Raw genomic sequence first — 26,293 nt, 5'->3', positions numbered from 1 at the left:
GATCTTATAGCCTATAAACTTCTGATCTATAGCGTCCTAAGCCGAATCGAGACCTTTTGGGTGAGTACTGCACTCGCGTTTTGCGCCGCTGACAGCATGCTACTCTTTTCGATCCCGTCACACCCTTGAGAGATATAGTAGTCAAAGCCTGCCGAAATTGTTTTCCGAAGATCAGTCAATTTAAAATATTTTCAGGAAATTTTCCCAAATAAAGCACACTCACAAGAAATTTTTATACACTAGGTTAAATTCTTCATTTTATTTTGCAGAAAATGGCGATTTTAAGAGAATTTATCTAAGTGATTATGATGACTCAGGCAGCGGCTGCATCAGTTGAATTAAATTACCGCAGCCATCTTCCAGCACGGCAATTTTCACATTGCCAGCCAGCATCGGTGCTTGAGTAAAAACCACACCTAGCGCGAGTAAACGCTGATATTCTGCCTCAAGATCGTTGACCTGAAATGAGGTATAAGCAATACCATCTGCCTTAATCGCGGCTTTAAAGGCTTTCGCTGCGGGATGTACATCTGGTTCTAGCGACAGTTCTACACCATCTGGCTGCTCGGGAGAAACCAGCGTCAGCCAGCGATACTCACACCGGCACATCCTGTTTTAGCCGAAAACCAAGTATCTGAGTATAAAACTGCAAGGCTTTTTCCTGATCATCGAGCATAAGACTGGTGACATAAATTTTCATTGTTCTGCTCGGTAGTTTTTATTTTTTATAGCATAGCTGCTTTCAGTACCCTGTAGGATTCTGGCAAATAAGTTTGCGATAACTGAAAGGAAAATGAAGGTGATTTAAACGAATATAGTGAAATAGGAATAACAAAAAGATAAAGAAGAATAGAGATGTTGAAATTTTTATTTTTAAGGGAGCGGGAAATACTTCAACCATTAAAACTTGGTAAGTTCTAACTTTTTGCCTATAAACTTCTGATCTATAGCGTCCTAAGCCGAATCGAGACCTTGTGGGTAAGTACTACACGCACGTGATACGTTACTGGTAGCAATCTACTCTTTTCGATCCCCTTTCACCCTTGAGCAATAGAATAGTCAAAAGCGGATGGGATTGTTTTCCTAAGCTTCGGCGTTTTTTCATCTTTTTGATAATTTTTCTCACATCAAACGGTTTAGATAGAATTTTTTATTTTCAAGCTGCCATAATCATGATTCTTTTTCATGATTCCGTATTTTTCTGGAATATTCAGGCATAGATTATTCTGCCCGGTTCAGGACATTGCAGATCTTTAATCGTGAGGTATCGAGCTGTTTAAAATAACTGTCCTTGAATGAGCTGGGCGCTAAACCACCAGCCACTTAAGGCCGACATGCTACAGAGCAAATTGGCCAAGACTTTATTCAGTTTAGATAAGGTCGATTGATAAATTTTGATATTCAGCATGTAAGCCAGCACGGCATAAACCACCCCAATGGCACCACCAAACAGCACCAGCAGTAACGGCCAACCCGCCAGCAGATGCGCCTTGACCGGCAGTTGAGTATAAGAATCGGCAGCTTGAGAGTTTGACATAACTTTGCTCCTGATGATTTTTCTTTAAAACCAGCATCCACCCGAAAGTGGATGTGGCGCTCCTAGGAAGCATCATGAAGCAAAAAACAGGCCAGTTATTTTAAATACAGCCAGCGGGTATAACGGTTGATATAGGCATTCAGCCCATCGCCATATTGGGCCAGCTGTTTCATATTCTCGACATGCTGCACACCGGCGCTGGCATAGCTATAAGTATAGACCCTGCTATTTTTACGGAACTGAACCCGAATAAACTCTTGACCAATTTCATAATTGGCCACACCAGAGTCATGGTTAAGATCAAGATAATGTTGCAAAGACTGCACCTGAAATATGCTATATGTCTTATTCAACATGGGGATTAATGGCTAATTTTTAAACAGATTCAAGTAATAAACACCTTAATTTTTATTATTCATTTTCAATAAGATAGAGCCTTAAATCCAACCAATTTGTATCTCGATTTTGTGCTTTCTTTTTGTAGGGCTTCAACTGTTCTAACACCCTGAAAATTCAGCATATTTTTATTGATCCCATTAAAAAGCCCTATCGTGTGATAGGGCTTTCATTCAAAACAGAGGGTAACTGTTTGAGTGCTGTTGCTTAGGCATTCTTATTGTTAAATTGATTGCCTTGGCATTTGGTACACGGGGGTAAACGGTCTGTACCAATTTCTAAGTAAACGCGATGTCCGCATTGGACACAAAAATAGAAGCCTGTTCCTGGCTTGTCGCCTGCAGTTACCATCTTTGTTCTCCGTATGATTTAGAAATGGTCTATTCAGTATAACCAATCTGTGATGATTGTCTATTGTCCATTTCGACGAGTGATGATGGCGTTTGGGCGAAGAGTACTAATTTATAACCAATACTTTAATTTAAATCATTAATAGGTAATGATTTATAATATTCTTCAACATGTTTTTTCCTCATCAACTCTTCTTTTTGTTTCATTTGCTTTGCCATCAACTCTTGCTCGTATGTAATATTAGGCAACTCTTGCATCCAAGTAGCAAAACGCTCTGTAGTAGCCTCAATAGATACTTCATCACAATAAACTTTATTTGCCTGAGATTTTACAAAATCAATTAGCAAAGAGTTAGATAAGTTACCTTCCAAATATCTTTTAAATAGCCATAAATAAATATCAACTATTTCTAAACCAACCGATTTTTTTGAGCTTTGAAATTTTGGGATAATCGTAGGTATATCTCTAAAATCCATACCACCTAAACCGAAATCATGTTTATAGTAAAAACCTTCAGCATTTCTATAAATCTGCAATAAATAATCTTGTGTGGTATTAAACTGATCTTGTTGATCTACGATTATTCCCAATACTTTTTTATTTTTCTTCTTTGCCCTCTTAGTTATTCCCCAATAAACGGATTGAAATCCAATAAGATTAGGAGAAATAAATTTTTTATCCCTTTTTGATTTAGCATTAAAAATTAACTGTCTCACATTATTTTTAGCCCAAACCAAAACATCTAAAAATAACTCTCGTGATCTAGAGTCATCTAACCGTCCCAAACGAGTTATTAACTGCTCACAAATATATATAACTTTTGTATCAGCCTCCTTATCCCTTGAACACAACCTAGCTTCCCACGCTAATTTTTTTAGTTCCCTACGGCTTTGTTGCACAAAGATTTCATAACTATATGATTTTAAAAGTTTTGATTATTTTTTGATCCAAAATTAAATTTATTTAAATCAGATGCTTACATATTTATGCAACAAAGCCGTTCCCTACTAAAAAGGAAATTCAATTTTGCCAATAGTACATATCTTAATGGCGTCCAATATCCAGACCATGTCATCGCTGGATTTATTCCTTGATCAAATACTTGATCAAAAAAACATATAACAGGATAGTCGTCTTTTTTTACTCGATAAAAGTCAAAAGTTAAAGAAAATTTCTTTGATAATTTTTTAAAATCTGCAACTAAATCAATTAACTTGTATTCTCCCAATTCTGCTGCATGCAAGCGATCAACATCAAAAATTTTTCTTATTTTTGAAATCTCTTCTTTAGCTAAAATATCCAAATTAACTGTAGAACCAATAACACCATAATACAAATATGGCTGGGTTATATCGAATAAGTTATTACCCGTATGACCACTTTCATCAACATAAAAGAACATTAAATATCCAAAACAAAAACACCCTACTTCACAGTAGGGTGTTTTTTAAACAATATCAATAACTTTAATCCCCCTTACGAAGCAATGCTTCTCACCTTTAAAAAAGGAGGGAGTTCCCCTCTTTTCTAAAGAGGGGCTAGGGGATATTTATACGAGCAACTAGAAAAGTTAAGCCACATTCCCTTCCAAGAAGTCCTGCGCAAAGCGTTGTAATACCCCACCCGCTTCATACACAGAAACTTCTTCTTCAGTATCCAGTCGGCAGGTTACTGGCACTTCCAGAATCTGGTTTTTACCATCAGCCGTGGAACGCTCAATCACAAGTGTTAAAGTCGAACGAGGTGCAATATTACCAATCACGCTATAAAGTTCAGTACCATCCAAACCTAGAGTTTTACGGTCTGTGCCCGGCTTAAACTCAAGCGGCAATACACCCATCCCAACCAGGTTAGTCCGGTGAATACGCTCAAAACCTTCTGCCACAATCGCTTCAACACCAGCAAGGCGTACACCTTTAGCCGCCCAGTCACGGCTTGAGCCTTGGCCGTAGTCTTTACCGGCAACAATAATCAGCGGCTGTTTACGATTCATGTAGGTTTCAATCGCTTCCCACATCCGCATTACTTCGCCTTCAGGCTCGACACGCGCTTTGGAACCTTGCTTAATGGTACCGTCAGAACGTACCACCATTTCATTAAACAATTTCGGGTTGGCCAGCGTTGCACGTTGTGCCGTCAAGTGATCACCCCGGTGGGTGGCATAGGAGTTGAAATCTTCCTCAGGCAAGCCCATTTTCGCCAGATATTCACCTGCCGCCGAATCCAGAATAATTGCATTCGATGGTGATAAATGGTCAGTGGTAATGTTATCGCCCAAAATTGCCAGCGGACGCATATTGGCTAATGTACGCGGTGCAGCCAGCGCGCCTTCCCAATATGGTGGACGGCGAATATAAGTACTTTGCGGACGCCAGTCATATAGCGGACTTGCCGCCTGCTCCACTTCGCCCAAGTCAAACATTGGAATATAGACTTTCTGGAACTGCTCAGGCTTCACCGAGGTTTTCACTAATGCATCAATTTCTTCATCCGACGGCCAAATGTCTTTCAGATAAATTGGATTACCGTTCTGGTCGGTGCCCAACGCATCTTTTTCGATGTCAAAACGGATGGTACCGGCAATTGCATAGGCAACCACGAGTGGCGGAGATGCCAGGAAAGCCTGTTTTGCATACGGATGGATACGACCATCGAAGTTACGGTTGCCCGACAGCACCGCAGTCGCATACAGGTCACGGTCAATAATTTCCTGCTGAATCTTTGGATCAAGCGCGCCTGACATCCCGTTACAAGTCGTACATGCATAAGCGACGATGCCAAAACCGAGTTTTTCTAAGTCTTTCAGTACACCCGCTTCTTCCAAATACAGCGCAGCTGCTTTAGACCCCGGTGCAAATGACGATTTCACCCAAGGTTTACGCACAAGACCGAGCTCATTGGCTTTACGTGCCAGCAAACCTGCCGCAACGGTATTACGTGGGTTTGAGGTATTGGTACATGAGGTAATCGCGGCAATGATGATGGCACCATCTGGCATCAAACCATCGGTACGCTGTTCAACAATACCGGCAATGCCTTTTTCTTTTAAGTCACTTGTGGATACACGTGCATGTGGGTTCGACGGCCCTGCAATATTACGGGTTACCGTTGATAAGTCGAAACGCAGCACACGTGGATATTCCGCCTGTGTCATGTCAGATGCCCAAAGCCCAATTTCTTTGGCATAGGTTTCAACCAGTTTGACTTGTTCAGGCTCACGACCGGTCAGGGTTAAATAGTCGATGGTGTTCTGATCAATATAGAACATCGCAGCGGTTGCACCATATTCAGGGGTCATATTGGAGATGGTGGCACGATCACCCACTGACATGCTGTCCGCACCTTCACCAAAGAACTCTAAATAGGCACCGACCACACGCTCTTTACGCAGGAATTCAGTTAACGCCAAGACGATGTCCGTCGCAGTAATGCCCGGCTGACGCTGACCAACCAATTCTACCCCAATAATGTCCGGCAGACGCATCCAAGATGCACGACCCAGCATCACATTTTCAGCTTCAAGACCACCCACACCGACTGAAATCACGCCTAGCGCATCGGTATGCGGGGTATGCGAGTCTGTACCCACGCAGGTATCTGGGAATGCTACGCCATCACGGTTTTGAATTACCGGTGACATTTTTTCCAGGTTAATTTGATGCATGATGCCGTTGCCTGCCGGAATTACATCGACATTTTTAAAGGCTGTTTTGGTCCATTCAATAAAATGGAAACGGTCTTCATTACGACGGTCTTCGACTGCACGGTTTTTCTCAAATGCATCCGGATCAAATCCACCGTATTCCACCGCCAGTGAGTGATCGACAATCAGCTGGGTTGGCACCACCGGATTGACTTTGGATGGATCACCGCCCTGATCGGCAATGGCATCACGCAGACCGGCAAGATCGACCAGTGCCGTTTGCCCCAAAATATCATGACAGACTACACGTGCTGGATACCATGGAAAATCATGCTCCTGCTTGCGTTCAATCAGCTGGCGTAAGGACTGCTCTAAAATGGCTGGATCACAACGACGCACCAACTGCTCGGCCAGCACTTTGGAGGTATAAGGAAGTTTGGCATATGCGCCTGGCTGAATATCTTCAACGGCTTGTCGCACATCATAATATTCTAGCGGGGTGCCTTGCAGCGGTTTACGGTAGTTGTTATTCATAGCGTACCTGCCTTGTTCTGACTTCTTCTTTCAAAGTTTTGTTGTTTAACATTCATGCTGCTTGGCATTGTACGCTGCCCGAAGCCTATTTCCCAAATTTCATATATTTCATAAACTTAAGTTTAAAATAATACATTTTTGAAAAATTTGGTTACATCTAATAGAAAATTCTGGCCAGAAATATGATTTTTTATGAAAAATAGCGCAAAATTAACCTCATTCTTTAGTATTAGATACGGTTTCGAGATTAGAACATGAGTAATCTGACTTTCTCTGCATTCACTTTAAACGGTGTAGATGCGCAAAAATTCTTACAAGGTCAAGTCACGGTAGATGTCGAAAAACTGCCGCAAACCGAAACCCGTTATACTGCAATTTGTAGCCTGAAAGGCCGTATTCTGTTTGGTTTATGGCTGACCAAACAGAATGCTGAACAGTTTGAAATTGTAGTAACGGCCGATCAAGCTGAAGACTTTGCCAAACACATTAAAAAGTTTGGTGCTTTCTCGAAAATGAAACTGGAAGAAGCCGGTCAGGTTTATCCGGTCGTAAACGGTCTAAACACCCAGTTCACAAGTACTGAACAGGATATTCAAGCATGGCAATTAAAGGCGCTTGAAAGTGGTCAGGCCTGGATTCAGGCCAGCACCGCGGAACTGTTCCAGCCACAGGAACTGCGCCTGCATCAGCGTGAAGGCATTCATTATGACAAAGGCTGTTATTTGGGTCAGGAAGTGATTGCCCGTTTATGGTTTAAAGCCAAGCCAAAACACTGGCTGCATCTGATTCAGGGTACAGGCGATGCTCCGGCTATCGCCAGCAAACTGAACAATGATGTAGAAGTAGTGAATAGCCTGGCTATTGATAGCGGTTATCAAGCTTTGGTGGTAGCAAAACCGGATGCCTTAGCCGAGATGGATGTAACGGTTCTGGATTTACCTGAAGCTTTAAGCGGTGATGTGGCGCGGCCGCAAAATTAAGCGTGTCACTAGCAGATCTATGAAAAACAGCCCAAGTGACACGTGTAACTTGGGTTGTTTTTTTATCCGTCAAAAAAACCACCTTAGAGTGAAGATTTTCATCTAAATACGCAAAAAACGAGACTGATTTACAAATTGAAGCAATCCTTAAATTCAGGATTTTTTTATTATTGTTCCTACGTGGTTTGAAAAAATTACCGGATTCCGATACATCTATATTTACATTCTTTGATTTCATCTTATGATGATGAGTGACAATTTATTCCCCACACATAAATGGAATTATGTGGTTATTGATACAAGGTTTTATACAACGATGAAAAAACTGATTTTGGCAAGTCTGGTTGCCCTTTCGACACAATTTACCCTCGCCAACAGCAATAACAGTATTCCGACCGATCCGGCTTTCGCCAAAATTGAAGCCATGGTCAAAGCCAACAACCTGAGCGGTGCCTATCAGGAATTAGACAAACTGGCCAAAACCGGTAATCCGCAAGCGATTTATAATCTGGGTTATTTGACCCAAACCGGCCAAGGTACGGCCAAAAATGAAAAGAAAGCCATCGAGCTATATGAGCAGGCCGCGAAAAAAGGCTATCCGGTGGCGAATTATGTACTCGGTAAAAACCATCTGACCGGCACTTTGGGTCTAAAACAGGATACCAATAAAGCCAAACAGTATTTGCAAAAAGCTTCATCACAAGGCTTTCATGATGCCACCATTGATTTAGCGGTGGTGTATTTCTCTGAAAACAAAGCCGATTCAGATAAAAAAGGCCTGCAATTACTGGAACCCCTCATTAAAAAAGGCAACAATCAGGCCATTCATGCCAAAGCCTTATATGACATTAGCCTGGGCTTTAAAAACAAAAATGAAGCACCCATTCAGCAAGGCTTAAAGAGCATTCAGGATTTAGCACAAAAAGGCTATATTCCAGCGCTGATGGCGGTCGGCAATATGTTTACCAATGGCAACATCGTGCCACAAAACCTGCCGGAAGCGAAAAAGATTTTCTCTGCCCTAGCCAAGGAAAATGTCCCGCAAGCCAAAGAATCGCTGGCCGTGGTAGACAAGATGATTGCCGATCAGGCCAAGAATCCACCAAAAGCAGCAGCCAAGAAAAGCTAATGCGCCTGACCGAAAAAAGCCCGATGATCGGGCTTTTTTTATTTGGGCCATATGAGGATTTAAAGAAAATACGATGACTGACTTAACCAGAAAGCCACCCCAATTAAACCCAATACCGTACTCATAATTAAAGGCTGGAGTGCCTGTTCATTCAGACCATAGTTCTGGCCAAAAATCCCAAAGGCCACCGGCATCGGCAAGGCGGCCAGCAAGGTGCCGACAAACAGCATTTCCGAGCTGACATTGGGCAGACTCCACAACAAGGTGAAAATAACCAGCGGCATCAGCAGGACTTTCATCCCAACCAGCAGCACACTTTGCAGATTGACCGAATGCAGGCGCATTCCGACCAGACTGCCGCCAATCACAAATAAAGCCAACGGCGATGCAGTTTTGCCGAGCATCTCCAGAATCTGATTGATGCTGTCCGGTAGTTTTAAATTGAGCAAGACACAGGCCATCCCGGCAATAATCGACAGAATCACCGGATTTTTTAGCAAACTTTTTAAGGTTTTCAGATATAACGCCGAAAGATGATGGTTTTGCTTTTGCAAACCGGCTTCGGCCAGAAACAGCACCATCGCCACAATAATCAGGTTTTCAATAATTAGAGTTAATGACAGATAAATGGCGGAATGACTGCCAATCAGCAGGGTTAAAATAGCCGTGCCAATAAAGCCGGTATTGGACATCGACGCGCCCATCGACAGCACACTGGCGTGGGTCAGGCTATGCCGGAAATAGGTTTTATAAATGACTAACGCCAGAAAAAACAGGATCAGCGAGCCCAGTCCATAACCAATAAAATAACCCGGATGCCAGATTTCAGCCAGATCTTTACTGGCCAGGGCATACAGTAAAAAGGCTGGCAGTGAAACCTTCATCACAAACTGGCTCAGGGCCTGAATATGCGTGGCCGCCAGAAAATTGGTACGTACGCTGCTATAGCCCAGCGCCAGTACTGCCACCAAGGGCAGTAAAATATTCAGCAACAAAAGTGCCTCCCTTCTCTAGAGCGAGATCTAAAACGCATCATCCCTGATGCTGCTGTTGCTTATTCCTGAACAGGAAATGGATGGAACAAATCTTTTAAACCATGCGGCTGACAGCGCAAGTATTGCGGCGCGATGGCAATCTGCCCGCCCAGTTCAGCGGCAGCATGCCACGGCCAACGTGGATCATAAAGCATCGCTCGTGCCAGACCAATGGCATCTGCATACTGATTTTGCAGAATTTCTTCAGCCTGTACCGCTTCGGTAATCAGGCCCACAGAAATCACCGGAATACGATGCACCGCCTGTTTAATGGCATGGGCAAAAGGCACCTGATAGCTTGGCCCGATCTCGATACTCTGCTGGGCATGCAGACCGGCACTAGACACATGAATATAGGCCGCACCCAATTGTTCCAGTGCTTTGGCCACCCCAACCGTAGACTGGATATTCCAGCCGCCCTGCGCATCCATCCAGTCGGTAGCAGACAGGCGTACCCCAATCGGATAACCTTCTGGCACCACCTGTTTCATGGCCTGGAATACTTCCAGGGTTAAACGGATCCGGTTTTCAAAGCTGCCACCATATTCATCATCGCGGACATTGGATAACGGCGACATAAATTGATGCAGCAGATAGCCATGGGCAGCATGGATTTCAATTAAATCAAAGCCGGCATCCACTGCACGCACCGCAGCACTGGCAAAGTCGGCAATTACCTGTTCAATTTCATTCAGACTTAGTGCATGGGGGGCATGATCGGTCGGGTTAAACGGCAAATTACTGGCCGATACGGTTTGCCAGCCCTGGGCATGATCCGGCGCAAACTGGTCTTTGCCCAGCCACGGTTTATCGGTAGATGCCTTACGTCCGGCATGTGCCAGCTGCACCGCAAATGGCATTGGTGACAAAGTTTTGACTTTGGCCAGCAAGGCTTTCATCTGCGCACGCTGCAAATCATTCCAGAGGCCTAAATCGGCATAGCTGATCCGCCCTTCTGGCTGGACCGCCGTGGCTTCAATAATACATAAACCGGCACCCGACAAGGCATAGTTGGCCCACTGCTGCTCATGCCAATAGCTGAGCTCGCCTTTGTCATTGGCCGAATATTGGCACATGGGGGCAATAATAATTCTGTTGTCTAATTCGAGCGTGCCAAAATGGATAGGTTCAAATAATAATGCCATGGGGCGATCCTGCCTTATGATTTTCATGAAAATTATTCTAACCGAGATAAACGGCCGAATTGGCTAAAAGCTGTTTATTTTTACCGCTTTATGTAACCGAATTAAACTGTGGCGTTGATCAAAATACGCTGCGTTTTTGTCAGCCCGATGACAGCCATTTTTTGCACGAGCGATCACACTTCAGACGCAGCACGACAAGCCTGTTCCAGCCGGTTTAAATAGGCGGCAAAACCATCACTGACCCGGCTGTCCAGACGACTGCTGGTGGTGACCCGTACCTGGTTGCTCCAGACAATCGGCAGGTTTAAGCACCGCATCTGCTCGACCAGCTGCACATCTTCATGACAACTGCTGGCCTGAAAACCACCGGCTTTTAAATAGGCCGCAGCAGAAAAACTGAGATTGGCCCCATGCACATGCCGATGGTCCATTTTATCCTGATAATGGCGCAGATATTTCTGCCGGGCGGCCGCAGATAAAGGCGACCAGTCTTTAATTTCAACCACGCCACAAATCAGTGCTGCCGGCTGATGGGCATATTGTGCAGATAACCACTGCGCATCAACCTGGGTATCGGCATCGGTACAGGCAATCCAGTCAGCACCTTTGGCAATCATGGCGCGCACGCCCAAATCCCGTGCCTTACCAACACAGCGTACTTCACAACACAAGTAGTCGATTCCGGCCTGTTGTACAATTTCAACAGACTGATCATCACAACTGTCCAGCACCACCAGCACCTTTACTTCAGACACAACGGGCGGTAATTGTGCAATGGCCTGCTGAATAGCCGCCAGACAGGCGCCCAGCGTTTCGGCTTCGTTATAGGCAGGCACCACCACCGCCATCCTCATATCAGTCCCTCCCGCGCAGCCACAGATTGTGCATCTTGAGTCCAGAGATCGAGCAGAAAATCCGGATCATTCATCTGCAAATAATGATGCAGCACCAAGTGTTGCCTTAAACAGGCATGTACCTGATCGCCATTCAGCTCAAAGCCTGCAATCGGGTAACGCCAGTGACAGGCCAGCAGCGTACCGTCTGCACTTAAACACTGCTGCAGCTGCTGCATTAGCTGCACTAATTCGGCCGGACGCAGGTAATAGGCCACTTCACTGAGAATAATCAGATCAAATAGACTATCATTTTCCAGCGCCAGATGGGTTTCAGGGACACGTTGTTGCCTCACCTGCACATGCGCAAACCTCGCCAGACGGGCCTGTGCCAGTTCAACCGCACGACGGTTGGCATCTACACAGATGAGCTGCTGACAACGCGGAGCCAGCAATTCACTGAAGATGCCATTGCTACAGCCAATTTCCAGTACCCGCTGAAACCGCGCCTGCGGCAAGGCCGCCAGACACAGCTGCCGTTTACGCTGCTCATACCAGCGCTGCTGATAGTGCCAGGGATCATCATTGTCCTGATACAGCTGGTCAAAATAGTCATCCGTGTTCAGTCGCATCAATATAGACCTCGTACGGGATTAAGAGTCGTGAAATGGTTTTTGCCGATAAAATTGGCGGCTGGTGAATAGTGTCATCAGCCTCGATCTGAGTTTTAAAACACTGAATCGCCTGCTGTTTTAAAGCCAGCTGCTGTGCAGTTAAACGGAGTTTTCGTGCCTGCGCCCAGGGAATCCGTGCATCTGCCGGTATGGCCCAATGCCAGGCCCAAATCAGCACCTGATAACAGCGCTGCCGGTGCTGTCTGGCCCAATGCTGCACCACCCGTCCGGTGGCTTCATGATCGGGATGGCCATCTTGAGCGAAGGTGGTCACCAGAATATCCTCAGGCTGCACCCAGTTTTGTAGCTGCTGCAACAGTTCGGATTCAGCCTGCATCACCTGGCCATCTGCAATGTTCAGGGCAATGCGCTGGACCTTATGTTCCAGTCCCAGCACCGCCAAGGCATTCAGACTTTCTTGTGGCCGCAGCACATTCAGCTGCTCAACGCTATAACGTTTTGACCGAGGATGGCTGCCGGTACCATTGGTTACTGCAACCAGCAGCAGTTCACGCCCTGCCGCGGCCAGTTGCTGCATCAGACCCGCACAACCGAGAATTTCATCATCGGGATGTGGCGCGAAAATTAGTACCCGGCCACGCTCAGGAAAGTGCTGCGTCAGATTCAAATCCGGCAGCCCGGTCAGTCCGGACCAATTGAGCCACTGCGCCTGATCGGTACCGCTACCATAGATTTTCCGGTCACCGACTACCGGATCGATCAGAGTTGCCATGTTTGCCCCTCCTGTAGCGATAAGCGGCCAATTGCAGCCAGATCAAAAGCAGCATGACTCTGGCGCAAAAATACCGGCAAGTCGGCAGCCAACCGGGCAAAATGTGCCTGCTCGCAAAAAGGTCGTGCGCCTAGCGCTTTTCCGACCTTTTCCAGTACCAATAGCGCAGTATCCTCAACTTGGGCGCGTAACATCCGGATGATCAGTTCATGGCTGTGTGCCGGCGCTGCATCTATCTGGGCAGCCACATGGGTAAAAAACTGTCGTGTCACGGCCAGTCGGGTACTGACTTCGCCCAAATACAATTCATGATAGGCATGGGTTTTCTGCTGCACATGCTGCTGTAAATATTCAGCCAGACGTACTGTAGCACCATACCAGCAGGCCGCAACACCGGCTGCACCATGCCAGAAGCCCGACCGATTCAGATAATCTCCGGGTTGTGCAATGCGTGTGGCTGGAGTGTGCTGAAAATGAACAGTTGCTGTGGCCGTCTGCTGCATACCGATGGCTTGCCAACTGCTATCATCTACTTGGATTGAAGGCTGCTGCATCTCGACCATCAATAATTGTGACTGGCCATCTGCACCGCGATAAGTCATTAAACCAAAATCCACCGCATATGCCGCCGAGCACCAAGCCTTATAACCGGAACAATAGCCCTGCTCATACTGTACAGGTTGTGGATGGCCTTCCGCGGCCCAGACTGCCCACCAGCCCGCCGGAACGGACTGAATCTGTAGTTCGTTTAAAATACTCAGCGCATCGAAATGTGATTCCAGCCATTTCACCAAAGTTAAATCGGTGGCCGCAACTTTGGCCAGCAGTTGCCAGCGCAGCAGGGTTTGCCCCCTGCCCGGATGAGGAAATTCAGGTGATACTGCCAGCAAACGGCGTAGTGTGGTGACGTAATCTTCGGCGGTAGGCGCTGTCTGCTGTTCAAATTCAGCCAGAATCTGGTCCATAGTGGTTCTATATTCCAAATATATAATTGTTCTCAATCTATCCGGTTGTCATCATTGCCAGCACAGTGACCACAAGCGGGCATGAGTAGCCAAACTTGCAGTCACCGTATGACGATATTGATCTTTTTAACTGATGACCCTGTTTAGATTTAGCACGTGGCTGGGCAGATAAATATTGAAAATTGTTAACGTATTAGTGAATCACCGGCGAGACCTGGGCGCGAAGCGGCATCTTGTAGTGATACAGGAAGCTGTTATGGCGCAGATCATTTAAGAAAGTAGTACGCCAGTCGGCAATATCAAATTTTTTCAGACCATCCATTAAGCGACTGTAACGCTGTATCCGCTCTGCTCGCGGCATCTCCAGTGCCTGTTTCAGGGCTCGCGTCATGGCCTCGCGGTCATGTGGATTCACAATTAGTGCATCCGGCATCTGGTCTGCAGCACCAGCTTTATCGGACAAAATCAGCACGCCCGGATCATTGGCATCCTGAGCGGCAATATATTCTTTGGCCACCAAATTCATACCGTCTTTTAAAGAAGTGACCCAGCAAATATCCGACTGGCGGTAAATTTTCATCAGCACTTCATGTGCCAAGGTCTGATGACTGCAATTCACCGGCAACCAGTCTGCTGTAGCATATTGGCTGTTAATGGCGGCAATCTGGTCTTCTAAACGCTGGTACAGGCGCTGATAGGCGGGAATATCCATGCGGCATGGACAGGCAATTTGCAGGTCCACCACCTGCTGGTGATATTCAGGATAAGAAGCCAGGAAATGGGCAAAAGCATCAAAACGTTCTAGCAGCCCTTTGGAATAATCAATCCGGTCAACGCCGATAATAGTTTTTTGTTGGGCCAGGGAGTCAAAATCAAAGATATCTTGGGTGCTCGTTAAGGGCTGAGCGGCCGCGTGCTGGATGAGGTCTGGATTCACCCCAATGGGGTAACTCTTCATCATGGTCAGCTTATTCTGATAACGCAGGATATAAGGATGAATTTCCTCACCACTGAGCATGGTCTGGCAAATGCGCATACATTGCTGCTGATCGCGCTGGGTTTGCAGTCCAACTACATCATATTCACAGAGGTCTTGCAGTAAACGTGATGCCACCGGAATTTCCCGCCACACCGCTTCATGGGCAAAAGGAATATGCAGGAAAAAACCAATCTTGTTATGCATGCCTAACTGGCGGCAATGCCGGGCGATACTGAAAAAATGATAATCATGCACCCAGATCACATCATCCGGCTCAGCAATCGCCTGTAGCTGTTCGGCAAACATGCGATTGACTTCCTGATAAGTCAGATATTCGTCTGTGGAGTATTCAATTAAATCGCTGCGATCATGCATGGCCGGCCACAAGGCATTGTTGGCAAAGCCACAGTAATATTGCTGGTACTGCTGTTCAGTTAAGGGGCTGGTCAGATATTCCACACCCTGATGCTGCACCGAGTCGAATTTCAGCTGGGAAAATTGCTCGACTCTTTCACCATTCCAGCCCACCCAGACCCCGCCAATATCATGCAGTGCATCTTGCATGGCCACCGCCAGACCACCTGCGGCTTTTTTTTTTTCAGGATTCGGTAAACTGACCCGATTGGATAACACGATTAGCTTTGACATTTTTACCCTCACATCCTCTTTTGATGGTCATTGCTCCTGTTTCGCAATGTATTTTTATTAAATGCAGCAACTCCGCCACGGCTTGGGTATTGGCCAGCCGATAGCGGGCCAGTGTCTCGCCTTCACCAACTTTAATACTCAAACCCTGACGCTGATTGACCACGGCAAATCCATCTTCATCCGTCACATCATCACCAATAAAAATGGGAAAAGTGCTGTTTTCTGGCATTGCTTCCAGTAAGCGACTAATTGCAAAACCTTTACTCGCTTGCTGAGGCAAAAGCTCGACCACACACTTGCCCTGCTTGAGCTTAAGTTGAGGATAACGCACTTGCAGCACCGCCATAATCTGCTGTGCAACCGGCGCAAGCTCTGGATATTCCCGGTAGTGCAGGGCTACCGAAAACTGCTTATCCTCAATACGTAAATTCGGGTAGGCGCGACAGGCCTGACTCAGGTCTGCCCGGAGCTGCTTATAATTAATATGACTTAAATCAAGTTGTAATTTCTTTGTACTATTCCACCAAATTTGTAATCCATGTAACTCGGCAATCGGCAGCGGTAACTGCTGTAACAGCTGTCTGGCCATCTCAATGGAACGGCCAGTAACCACACTCACCGGAATCCCCAACTGCAATAATTCGGCCAGGGTGTTTAAAGTCGAGGTGGGAATAAAACTGTGCTGCGGGTCAAGCTGAAAATCGGCCAGAGTGCCGTCTAAATCGAGAAACAGATTCAATTGACGTTGCTGCTGCTGACAGATCTCGATGATGTGTTGCGGCGTATGCATGTTGCTCCTCATCTGGATAACTCATTTTTGTTTTGCCCTATCTTGGCGTTTTTTTATGGGCGGCATGTGATTTTCAACATTAATGATGTGCAGGCTTACATTTTTTTACCTGGACGCTGAATCGCTTTTATTTTTCTGTGAATGTTCAGTTTGAGCCGCAAGACTGATCCGGCTGCGCGGTACGGCAATTCACTTTATAATGCAGCCTTGCTCTGTCTTGTATTTTTCAAGATTCAACCCGATATTAGCTGCATCCTCATGCCGAAGCCTGCCCATGCCTGAATTACCTGAAGTTGAAACCACCAAAACCAGTTTATTACCGCTGCTAGAACAGCGTGTGCACGCCGTGCAGGTACGCCAGTCCAGCTTACGCTGGCCAATTCCAGACGATCTACACAAACTGGTCGGGCAAAAACTACTGAACCTGACCCGTCGCTCCAAATATATTCTGGCCCAGTTTGAACAGGACAGCATGCTGTGGCATCTGGGCATGTCCGGCAGCTTCCGCCTATGTGAGCCCGAGGCCGAACTGCGCAAACATGACCATCTGATTATCCAGTTTGATGATATTCAGCTGCGCTACCACGACCCGCGCCGTTTTGGCTGTATTCTCTGGCTAGATGAAAACTCGCAAAGCAAACTGATTGATACGCTCGGGCCTGAACCTTTAAGTGATGCTTTCAATGCTCACTATCTGGCCGATAAACTGAAAAACAAAAATGTCGGCATTAAAATTGCAATCATGGATAACCATGTGGTGGTGGGCGTGGGCAATATTTACGCCACAGAAAGTCTGTTTAATCTGGGCATTCACCCGGCACAACCGGCGTCGAGCTTAAGTCTGGAACAGATTGAGCAGCTGACCCTGGAGATCAAACGGATTTTAAAACAGGCCATTGATTTGGGTGGATCGACCTTACGCGACTATAGCAATGCCATGGGTGAAAATGGCTATTTTCAGCAAACCCTGCTGGCCTATGGTCGTGCCGGTGAAATGTGTGTCAACTGTGAAACCACACTGGAAAACCTCAAGCTTGGTCAGCGCGCCTCAGTGTTTTGCCCGGAGTGCCAACCGCTGAAGAAAGTCAAACTGGCTCGTCCTAAAACCAGCAAGCCAAAACATACAGCGAGGTAATACCCATGAAAACGGCCATCGTCCGTCATATTCTGGTGAAAGATAAAGATACTGCCGAGCAGCTAAAAAAGAAGCTGCAAGCGGGAGCAGACTTTGCCAAAATTGCCAAACAGTATTCCACTTGCAACTCAGCCAAACGTGGCGGTGAACTCGGTGAAGTGAAAAAAGGCCAACTGGTCCCAGTGATTGATAAACTGGTCTTTACGGCTGCTGAACGGGTGTTGCATGGCCCGGTCAAAAGCCAGTTTGGTTTTCATTTGGTGGAAATTAAATTCCGGATGGATTTTTAATCCCTCTAAATCCCCCTTTAGCAAAGAGGGACTTCTCCTCTCTTTATTAAAGGGAGGTTGGGAGGGATTCTATAAAAAAACGGCGCCTTTGCGCCGTTTTCTTTTGCTTTCAATTACGCCTGCGGACGTTTTTTCAATTCGTCACGAATTTCACGCAGTAATTCAATATCTTCTGGAGTTGCTGCCGGTTCTGGCTCTGCTTCCTGCTTACGGCGCATTTTGTTCATCAGTTTCACCAACCAGAACACCACCCAGGCCAATAACAGGAAGTTAATGAAGATGGTCAGGAAATTACCATAATGGAAAATGTTCAGACCGGCTTCCTGGGCAGCAGCCAAGGTTTGGACATTGTTCGGGTTATCACCCAGAATCAGGAATTTATTGGTGAAATCGACATCACCACCTAAAATCCATGAAATCAGCGGCATGATCACATCTTTTACCAGTGAATCAATAATCTTACCGAATGCACCACCAATGATGACACCGACTGCCAGGTCCATCATGTTGCCTTTAATGGCAAACTCTCTAAATTCTTTTAAAATGCTCATATGCGCTCCAGAATATATCTTTATTTATGTGATGAAGTATACATAATTACTAGGATTTGATTTCTGCTTAATGTACGCTTTTTTCAATTATTTCCAAGTAGTTTTAGAACATTTAATACAAAAAAAACCGCCAAGTGGACCTGGCGGTTTCTTTTTTCTTCTTAATTTTAAAAATTAAGATTTGTTACGCTTACGTTCGTTTTCAGTCAGGTAACGCTTACGGATACGGATTGACTTCGGCGTTACTTCAACCAGCTCATCATCTTCAATGAATTCAAGTGCTTGTTCAAGTGTGAATTCAATTGCAGGAACCAGAGTTAACGCATCATCCGTACCAGATGCACGTACGTTGGTTAACTGTTTCGCTTTGGTTGGGTTCACCACCATATCGTCTGAACGAGAGTTAATACCCACGATCATACCTTCGTAAACTTCTAACTGAGGTTTAGCGAATAGACGGCCACGGTCTTGCAAGCTGAACAGTGCATAGCCCAAGCAAGTCCCTTGAACCATAGAAATCAGTACACCGTTTTGACGTTTTGCTACAGAACCCTGTTTCATTGGACCGTAGTGCGAGAAGCTAGAGGTCATGATACCGGTACCAGACGTCATGGTCATGAATTCAGAACGGAAACCAATCAGGCCACGTGAAGGAACAGTTGCTTCAATACGGATACGGCCTTTACCGTCCACTTCCATATTGGTCATCTCACCTTTACGGTTACCCATTTGTTCCATCACAGCGCCTTGGTGCTGTTCTTCAACGTCAAACGTTACGTTTTCGTACGGTTCTTGCATTTCGCCGTCAATCTCTTTCAAGATCACTTGCGGACGAGATACACCCATCTCGAAACCTTCACGACGCATGTTTTCAATCAGAACTGAAAGATGAAGTTCACCACGGCCAGACACTTTGAAACGGTCAGGACTGTCAGTATCTTCAACGCGCAGTGCAACGTTGTGAATCAATTCGCGGTCTAGACGTTCACGGATGTTACGTGAGGTCACGAACTTACCTTCTTTACCCGCGAACGGCGAGTTGTTGACCTGGAATGTCATAGACACGGTTGGTTCGTCTACAGAAAGCGGTGGTAATGCTTCAACATTTTTCGGATCACAGATAGTGTCAGAAATATGCAGCTCGTCCATACCGGTTACACATACGATGTCACCCGCAGATGCAGAATCTACATCAATACGCTCTAAACCGTGGTAACCCATGATTTTTAAGATACGGCCGTTACGTGTTTTACCGTCTTTGTCGATGACAGTTACAGGTGTGTTCAGTTTTACAGAACCACGCTGGATACGACCAACACCGATTACACCCACGAAGCTGTTATAGTCCAGTGAAGACACTTGCATCTGGAATGGACCATCAACGTCAACTGCTGGTGGTTCAACGATGTCTACGATGGTTTCAAACAACGGTGTCATATCTTCAGCCAGTTCTTCTGGAGATGGACCAGCCACACCACGTAAACCAGACGCATATACCACCGGGAAGTCTAGCTGCTCGTCAGTACCACCCAGGTTGTCGAACAAATCGAATACCTGGTCAATCACCCAGTCAGGACGCGCGTTTGGCTTGTCGACCTTGTTGATGATCACGATTGGCTTCAAACCACGTGCGAACGCTTTTTGTGTTACGAAACGGGTTTGTGGCATTGGACCTTCTTGTGAGTCAACCAGAAGAAGTACGCAATCCACCATCGACATGACACGTTCAACTTCACCACCGAAGTCGGCGTGTCCCGGGGTATCCACGATGTTGATACGGTATTCAGTATAGGTACGTTTATCTAACCATTTGATTGCAGTGTTTTTTGCAAGAATGGTAATACCACGTTCACTTTCAATAGCGCCTGAATCCATGACACGCTCAATCTCGCCCGCTCGTTCACCGAGAGCACCTGATTGTTGTAAAAGTTTATCTACAAGAGTGGTTTTACCGTGGTCAACGTGCGCGATAATCGCGATGTTGCGGAGAGTTTTAATATCTGACATGTAAATTCGATACGCTTTAAATTTGAGGGCAAATTATACAGAAAAATACTCTCATTTAGTAGTGACACTTTATTGACAATCGAACTTTTTTCGACAGAAGCGACGATTTAAAGTTTGTAAAGACGTGTAACTCGATTAGAATACCGCCACCTAGCCTAATTTGCTTTTGACTTATGTCTGAATTTAATTCATCTCCTGATCAAAAACCGCAACTGGATTTGGTCTATGGTCTGAATGACCGTCCTAAACCGTTTATTGCTTTTCTTGCTGCCTTCCAACACTTATTGGCCATTATTGTCCCGATTGTGACACCAGGTCTGTTGATCTGTCTGGCCTTGGGTGTTTCCAAAGAAGACACCAACATGATTTTATCGATGTCTTTGGTGATTTCGGGGATTGCAACCTTCCTGCAAGCTAAAAAAGTAGGTCCTTTTGGTGCCGGACTGTTAATTGTTCAGGGCACCAGCTTTAACTTTATTGGCCCAATCATCGGGATTGGTTCTGCAATGGTCGCAGCAGGTACACCAGTTGAGTCGGTTATGGCTGCTATTTTTGGTGTGGTGATTGCCGGTTCATTTATCGAGATGGGTGTTTCACAAATTCTGCCATGGGTTAAAAAACTGATTACCCCGCTGGTGACCGGGATTGTGGTCCTGCTGATTGGTTTAACCTTAATTAAAGAAGGTTTAATCAGTATGGGCGGTGGCTATCAGGCCATGTCGGACAAGACTTTCGCCAATGCCGATAACCTGATCATGTCTTGTACCGTTTTAGCGTTAATCATTATCCTGAACCGGATTAATGTGACCTGGATTAAAAGCTCCGCCATCCTGATTGCCCTGATCGTGGGTTATATTGTGGCTGGTTTTATGGGTCATCTGGACTTCTCTGGTCTGCAGGAAGCGCCACTGGTACAAGTGCCAACTCCAATGCACTTTGGTCTGGAATTCTCCTGGAGCCTGTTCATTCCAATGGCCTTTATTTACCTGGTCACGTCTTTAGAAGCGATTGGTGACATCACTGCAACCTCAAAACTGTCGAACCAGCCCGTGGATGGTCCAAAATGGATGGAGCGTATTAAAGGTGGTGTGCTGGTCAATGGTGCCAACTCATTCCTGGCCGGTATCTTCAACACCTTCCCAAGTTCGGTATTTGCACAAAACAACGGTGTGATTCAGTTAACCGGTGTGGCTAGCCGTTATGTCGGAATCTGGATTGCCGCGATGCTGGTGATTTTAGGTTTATTACCGGCTGTTGCGGGCGTGATTCAGGCTGTGCCTCAAGCCGTTCTGGGTGGTGCAGTGATGGTTATGTTTGGTGCGGTAGCCGCATCGGGAATTAACATTTTATCGGGTATTCATCTGGACCGTCGTGCCCTGCTGATCATTGCCATTTCTCTGGCACTGGGTTTAGGGGTTGCACAAGTGCCACAAATTCTGGAACATCTGCCAGAATTATTCCGTAATATCTTTAGCTCAGGTGTTGCGACCGGCGGTATTGCAGCGCTGATTCTGAATATTGTATTACCTGAAACCAAGAAGTAATTTCATGTCCAGAAAACACTGTCTGAGCCGGACTTGGACAGTGTTTTTCTATTGGAGAGCGACTCATGGATGCTAAAAGCGAAGTGCTATTACGACAATATGATTATTTATCAGGTCGTGTGTTACTGATCAATGCGCCTACAGACCAGCTGTTCGCTGAATTCGGTGAATCGGTCCAGCCTTTTTTCTGGACATGGAATTTTAACGATTACCACTATTTTCAGAACCAGACTGCCCCCGTTCATTTTGGTGCCGACTTTCCAGAAGGCGAATTTGATCAGGCGGTTATTTTTGTGCCGAAATCCAAAGAACTGCTGAATTATGTGCTGCACAATGTTGCCGCCCATCTGCAAACCGGCAGCAGTGTTTTTCTGGTCGGTGAGAAAAAAGGCGGCGTCGAACGTGCGGCCAAACAGCTACAGCCTTATGGTAAAGCCTTAAAACTCGACAGTGCCCGTCATTGCCAACTCTGGCAATTAACACTAGACTGCAGCGTCGAGAAAAAAGCACTGGCCGACTGGGCGCAGCGTTATACTGTAGCGACGCCGAAAGGCGATCTACAGATTTGTGCCCTGCCAGGTGTGTTCAGCCAGAACCGGCTTGATATCGGTACAGCGGTCTTCCTACCTTATTTAAGCCAAGTGCCATCGGGTAAAATTGCCGATTTTGGTTGTGGCGCCGGCATTATCAGTGCCTATCTGGCCAAGCTGAATCCAGATAACCGTATCTTCGCGCTGGATGTAGATGCTTTTGCACTTGCTTCAACCCAAATGACTTTTGAGCACAACCAGCTCAATCCGCAGCAGCTTGAGATTAAAGCCGTCAGTGGCATTGAAGATGCACCGCTGTTTTTGCATGCCATTGTCAGCAATCCGCCTTTTCATCAGGGGATTCAGACCGACTATGATGCCAGCGAAAAACTGTGTAAAACTGCGCGCCGCCACCTGAAATCGGGTGGTGAACTGTGGATTGTGGCCAACCGCTTTTTAAATTATCCCCTGTTGATTGAACAGAGTTTTGGCCAGTGTACGGTCAAGGCAGATCAACAAGGTTTTAAAGTGCTGTTCGCGAGCACTCAAAAAAATGTTAAGGAAGTATGATGAGCGAAACTCAACACAGCCGACAGCTGCAGCGTAAGCTCGGTGCTCGCCACTTAAATATGATCGCCATTGGCGGATCGATCGGGACCGGTTTATTCCTGGCCTCCGGTGCGACCATTGCCAATGCCGGTCCGGGTGGTGCATTACTGGCCTATGCCCTGATTGGCGTCATGATCTATTTCTTGATGACCAGCTTGGGCGAATTGGCGACCCACAATCCGACCTCAGGTGCATTCTTTACCTATGGCAGCAAATATGTTGAAGGTGGTTTTGGTTTCGCGCTAGGCTGGAACTACTGGTATAACTGGGCCATTACCGTGGCATTTGAACTGGTTGCGGTACAGTTCATCATGAAGTTCTGGTTCCCGGATATTCCCGGTTTCTACTGGAGTGCCCTGTTCCTGACCGTGGTGTTTGCGATTAATGCCCTGACAGTCAAAGGCTTTGGTGAGTCCGAGTTCTTCTTCTCTTTAGTCAAAGTGCTTGCGATTATCATCTTTATTATTATTGGTCTGGTCATGATCGCCAAGATCATGATGACCCCGGATGTTGCAACTTTTGGTAACTGGAGCCAAGGTGAAGCACCTTTTGTCGGTGGTTTATCAGCCCTGATTGGTGTGGCGATGATTGCCGGTTTCTCCTTCCAGGGCACAGAAATGGTCGGCGTGGCTGCAGGTGAATCCAAAGATCCACAGAAAACTATTCCGATTGCAATCAAACAGATTTTCTGGCGTATCCTGTTGTTCTATATCGTGTGTATTTTCATTATCGGCACCCTGATTGCTTATGATGATCCACGATTACTCCAGGCCGCTGCAACAGATGATGTGGCACTGTCACCGTTTACCTTACTGTATGAACAGGCCGGTTTTGCCTTTGCAGCCAGCGTCATGAATGCAGTCATTCTAACGGCGATCCTGTCTGCGGGTAACTCAGGCATGTATTCATCTACGCGTATGCTGTTTGATATGGCACGTAAAGGCAGTGCACCAAAAGCCTTTGCCCGCCTTGATCCACGTGGCGTACCGATGAATGCGCTGTATGCCACTACAGCCATTGCTGCATTATGTTTCTTGACCACCTTTATTGGTGAAGAACAGGTCTTTAACTGGCTACTAAATATGTCAGGCATGTGTGGCTTTATTGTCTGGCTGGGTATTGCGGTTTCTCATTATCGTTTCCGCAAAGGCTATCTTGCTCAGGGCTATAAACTTGAAGATCTGGCGTATCGTGCCAAGTTCTTCCCGTTCGCACCATGGTTTGCCTTCACTTTATGTGCGATTGTGGTCTTGGGCCAGAACTATCAGGCGGTACTTGATGGTGAGTGGCTGGCTGTGCTTTCCACCTATATCGGGATTTTATTGTTCCTGGCCATCTGGTTAGGCTATAAATGGAAATACAAAACCAAGCTGATTCCTTATCAGCAGATGGATGTCCAGCCGATGAAGATCGACCGTGAATAATTGATTCAGCTTTCTTTAAAAGCACTCAACAAAAAAGCAGTCCAAGTGACTGCTTTTTTTATGATCTCGATAAATGTGGCTTAGCTATAACGCATCACAAAATTTCGGTCATCAATCACAATGGCCTGACGGCAAATGCCCTCTACCTGACGCTGCTGCTCGAAAACCTGTGCTGGCATTGCATCAAAGCTGTCAAAGAAACAGACCTCTTCTGCATCCATCGAATAGATTAAGGAATGATTCCCCACGCCTTCTAGTGTGTCATAGAACACTATCACAAAGCGGCCCTGCTCAACACATGTCTGCAAAGCGCTATAGCTGAGTGCCGGCTGTAGCGGAATCTGTAATTGCTGCGCTTCCTGATAACACAGCACTTCCGTCGGGTGCTGGTGCGGATCAGGATCGGTATGAAAGCTCACCTCAAGCCCCAGCTTTTTCAACCCCACTGCTAGCGCAATTCCGAAAGTGCCATCTTCATTATTATGCCGGCACAGCTGGACCAGATCGGCAATTTCCAGATCAATCCCATAGTGCTGAAAAATCTTCCAAATAGCAAAAATACCACCATTGGCTTCAAGTTGAAGGAGTTGATCCGGAATTTCTGTGCTCATAATCCATCTTACCCAGACTGCGGGATTTTTAAGGCAATAAAATTCCATTATAAAAAAAAACGACTCCGAAGAGTCGTTTTTTCTAAGGTCTACTCAAATTATTGAGCAGCTGCTTCTGGTTGTACAGTAACTGTACGGCTACCAGTGATTGTCGCGAATACACGACGGTTCATAGCACGACCTTCTTTGGTGTTGTTGTCAGCAATCGGTTGATCCCAAGCGAAACCTTGAGTTGACAGACGAGCTGGGTCAACGTTGTATTCGTTTACAAGTGAAGATTTCACAGAGTTCGCACGAGCTAAAGATAAACGTTCGTTCAGTGCACGTGGACCAGTGTTGTCTGTGTGACCTTCGATACGCGCTGTTGCGTTTGGATACTCAACCAGTTTTTCAGCAACTTTAGCGATTTCTGGCTTGTATTGATCTTTGATGTTTGATTTGTTGGTATCAAAGAATACGCGAAGTTCCATGTTCAGGTCTTCAGTCAACTCTTGTGGAGCTGGTTGAACTGGAGCAACTGGCTCAACTGGAGCAACTTCTACCACTGGAGCAGCTGGTTTTAAACGGCCGCCAAGAACAACGTTCAGACCCGCTAAAGCAGTGTAGTTCCAGAAGTCTTCATCGATGTTATAAGTAGCACGTGCTTCAGTACGCAGCGCTAATGCATCGTTTAAGTGCCAGAATGCACCTAGACCCGCATTACCTAAAGTACCTTCTTCTTTAAGACCACGACCTTCACGACCTAAATCGTTGTCAAACTCGTATTTGTAGTGACCAGCACCTAACAATACATATGGCTTAACTTTGCTGTCATAGTTTTTAGTGATCAAATCAGAAGTCGCATAGAAGTTACCATTGATTTGAGTTTGCTTATATTCAGCGCCAGCTTGTTCAGCCATATCACCTTTCACTTGGTTATATTCAGCTTCAAAACCTAACCAAGGAGTCAGTTCAACACCCAATGCAGCACCAACAAATAAATCATCTTCCATTTCAGCAGATGAAGTTAGGTGTTCAGAACCATTGTTGTGTTTAGTGTCTTGGAAAGTGTAACCAAGCATTAATGGAGTAACAGTTACGCCTGCGTTTGCAGCTGCTAAAGGCGCAGCTACGAGCATTGCCAATGCAATACGACTCATTTTCATGGATTTATCCTCCAGAGATAACAAATTGTTGTTCAAGCTCAAGCCTAAAGTTTTGGCTATCCTGAGATAGGCTTTT

27 protein-coding genes are annotated in these 26,293 nt (G+C 46.0%); 7 read left to right on the top strand and 20 right to left on the bottom strand.

Features of this window, described 5'->3' with window-relative positions; all coding sequences use genetic code 11:
- Positions 1–303: 303 nt before the first annotated feature.
- The 8 genes from FTT68_RS00300 to acnD form a co-directional block, all read right to left on the bottom strand.
- The gene (locus FTT68_RS00300; RefSeq protein ID WP_278251963.1) at positions 304–609 is read right to left on the bottom strand and encodes a VOC family protein; all 306 of its coding nucleotides are present in this window, start codon (positions 607–609) and stop codon (positions 304–306) included.
- On the bottom strand, positions 596–700 hold the full coding sequence (locus FTT68_RS14115) for a VOC family protein (protein ID WP_301287420.1): 105 nt from the start codon (positions 698–700) through the stop codon (positions 596–598). The genes FTT68_RS00300 and FTT68_RS14115 overlap by 14 nt, the downstream gene beginning before the upstream one ends.
- 576 nt (positions 701–1,276) lie before the next feature.
- Positions 1,277–1,537, bottom strand: a complete 261-nt coding sequence (locus tag FTT68_RS00295; protein WP_160243497.1) for a hypothetical protein — start codon at positions 1,535–1,537, stop codon at positions 1,277–1,279.
- Between the two features lie 95 nt (positions 1,538–1,632).
- Positions 1,633–1,854 (bottom strand): hypothetical protein, encoded by a 222-nt coding sequence (locus tag FTT68_RS00290; RefSeq protein ID WP_005175863.1) that lies wholly within the window; start codon positions 1,852–1,854, stop codon positions 1,633–1,635.
- Positions 1,855–2,140: 286 nt separating this feature from the next.
- The gene (locus FTT68_RS00285) at positions 2,141–2,284 is read right to left on the bottom strand and encodes a zinc ribbon-containing protein (RefSeq protein ID WP_075167893.1); all 144 of its coding nucleotides are present in this window, start codon (positions 2,282–2,284) and stop codon (positions 2,141–2,143) included.
- Positions 2,285–2,409: 125 nt separating this feature from the next.
- A complete protein-coding gene (locus FTT68_RS00280) occupies positions 2,410–3,183 on the bottom strand; it encodes a DUF3800 domain-containing protein (RefSeq protein WP_180083594.1) in 774 nt (257 codons plus the stop codon).
- Positions 3,184–3,260: 77 nt separating this feature from the next.
- Entirely contained in the window at positions 3,261–3,686 is a 426-nt protein-coding gene (locus tag FTT68_RS00275; RefSeq protein ID WP_180083591.1) for a DUF3800 domain-containing protein, read from the bottom strand.
- A gap of 168 nt (positions 3,687–3,854) precedes the next feature.
- Positions 3,855–6,461 carry a Fe/S-dependent 2-methylisocitrate dehydratase AcnD gene (acnD, locus tag FTT68_RS00270; protein WP_127800825.1) on the bottom strand — a complete coding sequence of 869 codons (2,607 nt, stop codon included), beginning with the start codon at positions 6,459–6,461 and terminating at the stop codon, positions 3,855–3,857.
- A 254-nt stretch (positions 6,462–6,715) separates the two neighbouring features.
- Between acnD and FTT68_RS00265 the strand changes: the two genes are divergently transcribed.
- Both FTT68_RS00265 and FTT68_RS00260 read left to right on the top strand, forming a co-directional pair.
- Complete coding sequence (locus FTT68_RS00265) at positions 6,716–7,441, top strand: folate-binding protein YgfZ (protein WP_160241570.1); 726 nt, start codon at positions 6,716–6,718, stop codon at positions 7,439–7,441.
- A 316-nt stretch (positions 7,442–7,757) separates the two neighbouring features.
- Entirely contained in the window at positions 7,758–8,570 is an 813-nt protein-coding gene (locus FTT68_RS00260; protein WP_005175859.1) for a tetratricopeptide repeat protein, read from the top strand.
- A 59-nt stretch (positions 8,571–8,629) separates the two neighbouring features.
- On the opposite strand, the gene FTT68_RS00255 is transcribed toward FTT68_RS00260, so the two are convergent.
- The 8 genes from FTT68_RS00255 to otsB form a co-directional block, all read right to left on the bottom strand.
- Positions 8,630–9,565 carry an AEC family transporter gene (locus FTT68_RS00255; protein WP_168416541.1) on the bottom strand — a complete coding sequence of 312 codons (936 nt, stop codon included), beginning with the start codon at positions 9,563–9,565 and terminating at the stop codon, positions 8,630–8,632.
- Between the two features lie 59 nt (positions 9,566–9,624).
- Positions 9,625–10,749: an NADH:flavin oxidoreductase/NADH oxidase gene (locus FTT68_RS00250; RefSeq protein ID WP_016659829.1), complete on the bottom strand. Its 1,125-nt coding sequence runs from the start codon at positions 10,747–10,749 to the stop codon at positions 9,625–9,627.
- A gap of 173 nt (positions 10,750–10,922) precedes the next feature.
- On the bottom strand, positions 10,923–11,603 hold the full coding sequence (locus FTT68_RS00245; protein ID WP_180083587.1) for a glycosyltransferase family 2 protein: 681 nt from the start codon (positions 11,601–11,603) through the stop codon (positions 10,923–10,925).
- Positions 11,600–12,214 (bottom strand): SAM-dependent methyltransferase, encoded by a 615-nt coding sequence (locus FTT68_RS00240; RefSeq protein ID WP_087662250.1) that lies wholly within the window; start codon positions 12,212–12,214, stop codon positions 11,600–11,602. Before FTT68_RS00240 ends, FTT68_RS00245 begins: the two co-directional genes overlap by 4 nt.
- On the bottom strand, positions 12,195–12,989 hold the full coding sequence (locus FTT68_RS00235; protein WP_005175842.1) for a PIG-L deacetylase family protein: 795 nt from the start codon (positions 12,987–12,989) through the stop codon (positions 12,195–12,197). The genes FTT68_RS00240 and FTT68_RS00235 overlap by 20 nt, the downstream gene beginning before the upstream one ends.
- A complete protein-coding gene (locus FTT68_RS00230; protein ID WP_016659825.1) occupies positions 12,977–13,954 on the bottom strand; it encodes a hypothetical protein in 978 nt (325 codons plus the stop codon). The genes FTT68_RS00235 and FTT68_RS00230 overlap by 13 nt, the downstream gene beginning before the upstream one ends.
- Before the next feature lie 193 nt (positions 13,955–14,147).
- Entirely contained in the window at positions 14,148–15,581 is a 1,434-nt protein-coding gene (locus FTT68_RS00225) for a trehalose-6-phosphate synthase (protein ID WP_180175114.1), read from the bottom strand.
- Entirely contained in the window at positions 15,532–16,371 is an 840-nt protein-coding gene (gene otsB / locus FTT68_RS00220; protein ID WP_180083584.1) for a trehalose-phosphatase, read from the bottom strand. Before otsB ends, FTT68_RS00225 begins: the two co-directional genes overlap by 50 nt.
- A 274-nt stretch (positions 16,372–16,645) precedes the next feature.
- Here otsB and mutM point away from each other — a divergent pair, with 274 nt between their 5' ends.
- Positions 16,646–17,506, top strand: coding sequence for a bifunctional DNA-formamidopyrimidine glycosylase/DNA-(apurinic or apyrimidinic site) lyase (gene mutM / locus FTT68_RS00215; RefSeq protein WP_016659822.1), 861 nt, complete (start codon positions 16,646–16,648; stop codon positions 17,504–17,506).
- 5 nt (positions 17,507–17,511) lie between these two features.
- Complete coding sequence (locus FTT68_RS00210) at positions 17,512–17,796, top strand: peptidylprolyl isomerase (RefSeq protein WP_005175832.1); 285 nt, start codon at positions 17,512–17,514, stop codon at positions 17,794–17,796.
- A 113-nt stretch (positions 17,797–17,909) separates the two neighbouring features.
- On the opposite strand, the gene mscL is transcribed toward FTT68_RS00210, so the two are convergent.
- Both mscL and typA read right to left on the bottom strand, forming a co-directional pair.
- A complete protein-coding gene (gene mscL, locus FTT68_RS00205; RefSeq protein WP_005175830.1) occupies positions 17,910–18,347 on the bottom strand; it encodes a large conductance mechanosensitive channel protein MscL in 438 nt (145 codons plus the stop codon).
- Positions 18,348–18,521: 174 nt separating this feature from the next.
- Positions 18,522–20,354: a translational GTPase TypA gene (gene typA / locus FTT68_RS00200; RefSeq protein WP_180006860.1), complete on the bottom strand. Its 1,833-nt coding sequence runs from the start codon at positions 20,352–20,354 to the stop codon at positions 18,522–18,524.
- Between the two features lie 173 nt (positions 20,355–20,527).
- On the opposite strand from typA, the gene FTT68_RS00195 reads away from it, so the two are divergent.
- The 3 genes from FTT68_RS00195 to FTT68_RS00185 all read left to right on the top strand — a co-directional run bounded on the left by FTT68_RS00195 (position 20,528) and on the right by FTT68_RS00185 (position 24,461).
- The gene (locus FTT68_RS00195) at positions 20,528–21,898 is read left to right on the top strand and encodes a uracil-xanthine permease family protein (RefSeq protein ID WP_016659820.1); all 1,371 of its coding nucleotides are present in this window, start codon (positions 20,528–20,530) and stop codon (positions 21,896–21,898) included.
- A 65-nt stretch (positions 21,899–21,963) separates the two neighbouring features.
- Positions 21,964–22,998 carry a class I SAM-dependent methyltransferase gene (locus FTT68_RS00190; RefSeq protein ID WP_016659819.1) on the top strand — a complete coding sequence of 345 codons (1,035 nt, stop codon included), beginning with the start codon at positions 21,964–21,966 and terminating at the stop codon, positions 22,996–22,998.
- Complete coding sequence (locus FTT68_RS00185; RefSeq protein WP_005175817.1) at positions 22,998–24,461, top strand: amino acid permease; 1,464 nt, start codon at positions 22,998–23,000, stop codon at positions 24,459–24,461. The genes FTT68_RS00190 and FTT68_RS00185 overlap by 1 nt, the downstream gene beginning before the upstream one ends.
- An 80-nt stretch (positions 24,462–24,541) precedes the next feature.
- Here the strand turns inward: FTT68_RS00185 and FTT68_RS00180 are convergent, their stop codons facing one another.
- On the bottom strand, positions 24,542–25,072 hold the full coding sequence (locus tag FTT68_RS00180; RefSeq protein WP_180006861.1) for a peptidase C39: 531 nt from the start codon (positions 25,070–25,072) through the stop codon (positions 24,542–24,544).
- A 98-nt stretch (positions 25,073–25,170) separates the two neighbouring features.
- Positions 25,171–26,217, bottom strand: coding sequence for an outer membrane protein Omp38 (omp38, locus tag FTT68_RS00175; protein ID WP_005175810.1), 1,047 nt, complete (start codon positions 26,215–26,217; stop codon positions 25,171–25,173).
- Positions 26,218–26,293: the final 76 nt, after the last annotated feature.

The organism is Acinetobacter sp. Q85-2, assembly GCF_013420555.1.
Taxonomy (GTDB): Bacteria; Pseudomonadota; Gammaproteobacteria; order Pseudomonadales; family Moraxellaceae; genus Acinetobacter; species Acinetobacter indicus.
The sequence above is the reverse complement of the archived record's forward strand: the minus strand, read 5'-3'. Positions and strand labels throughout refer to the sequence as shown.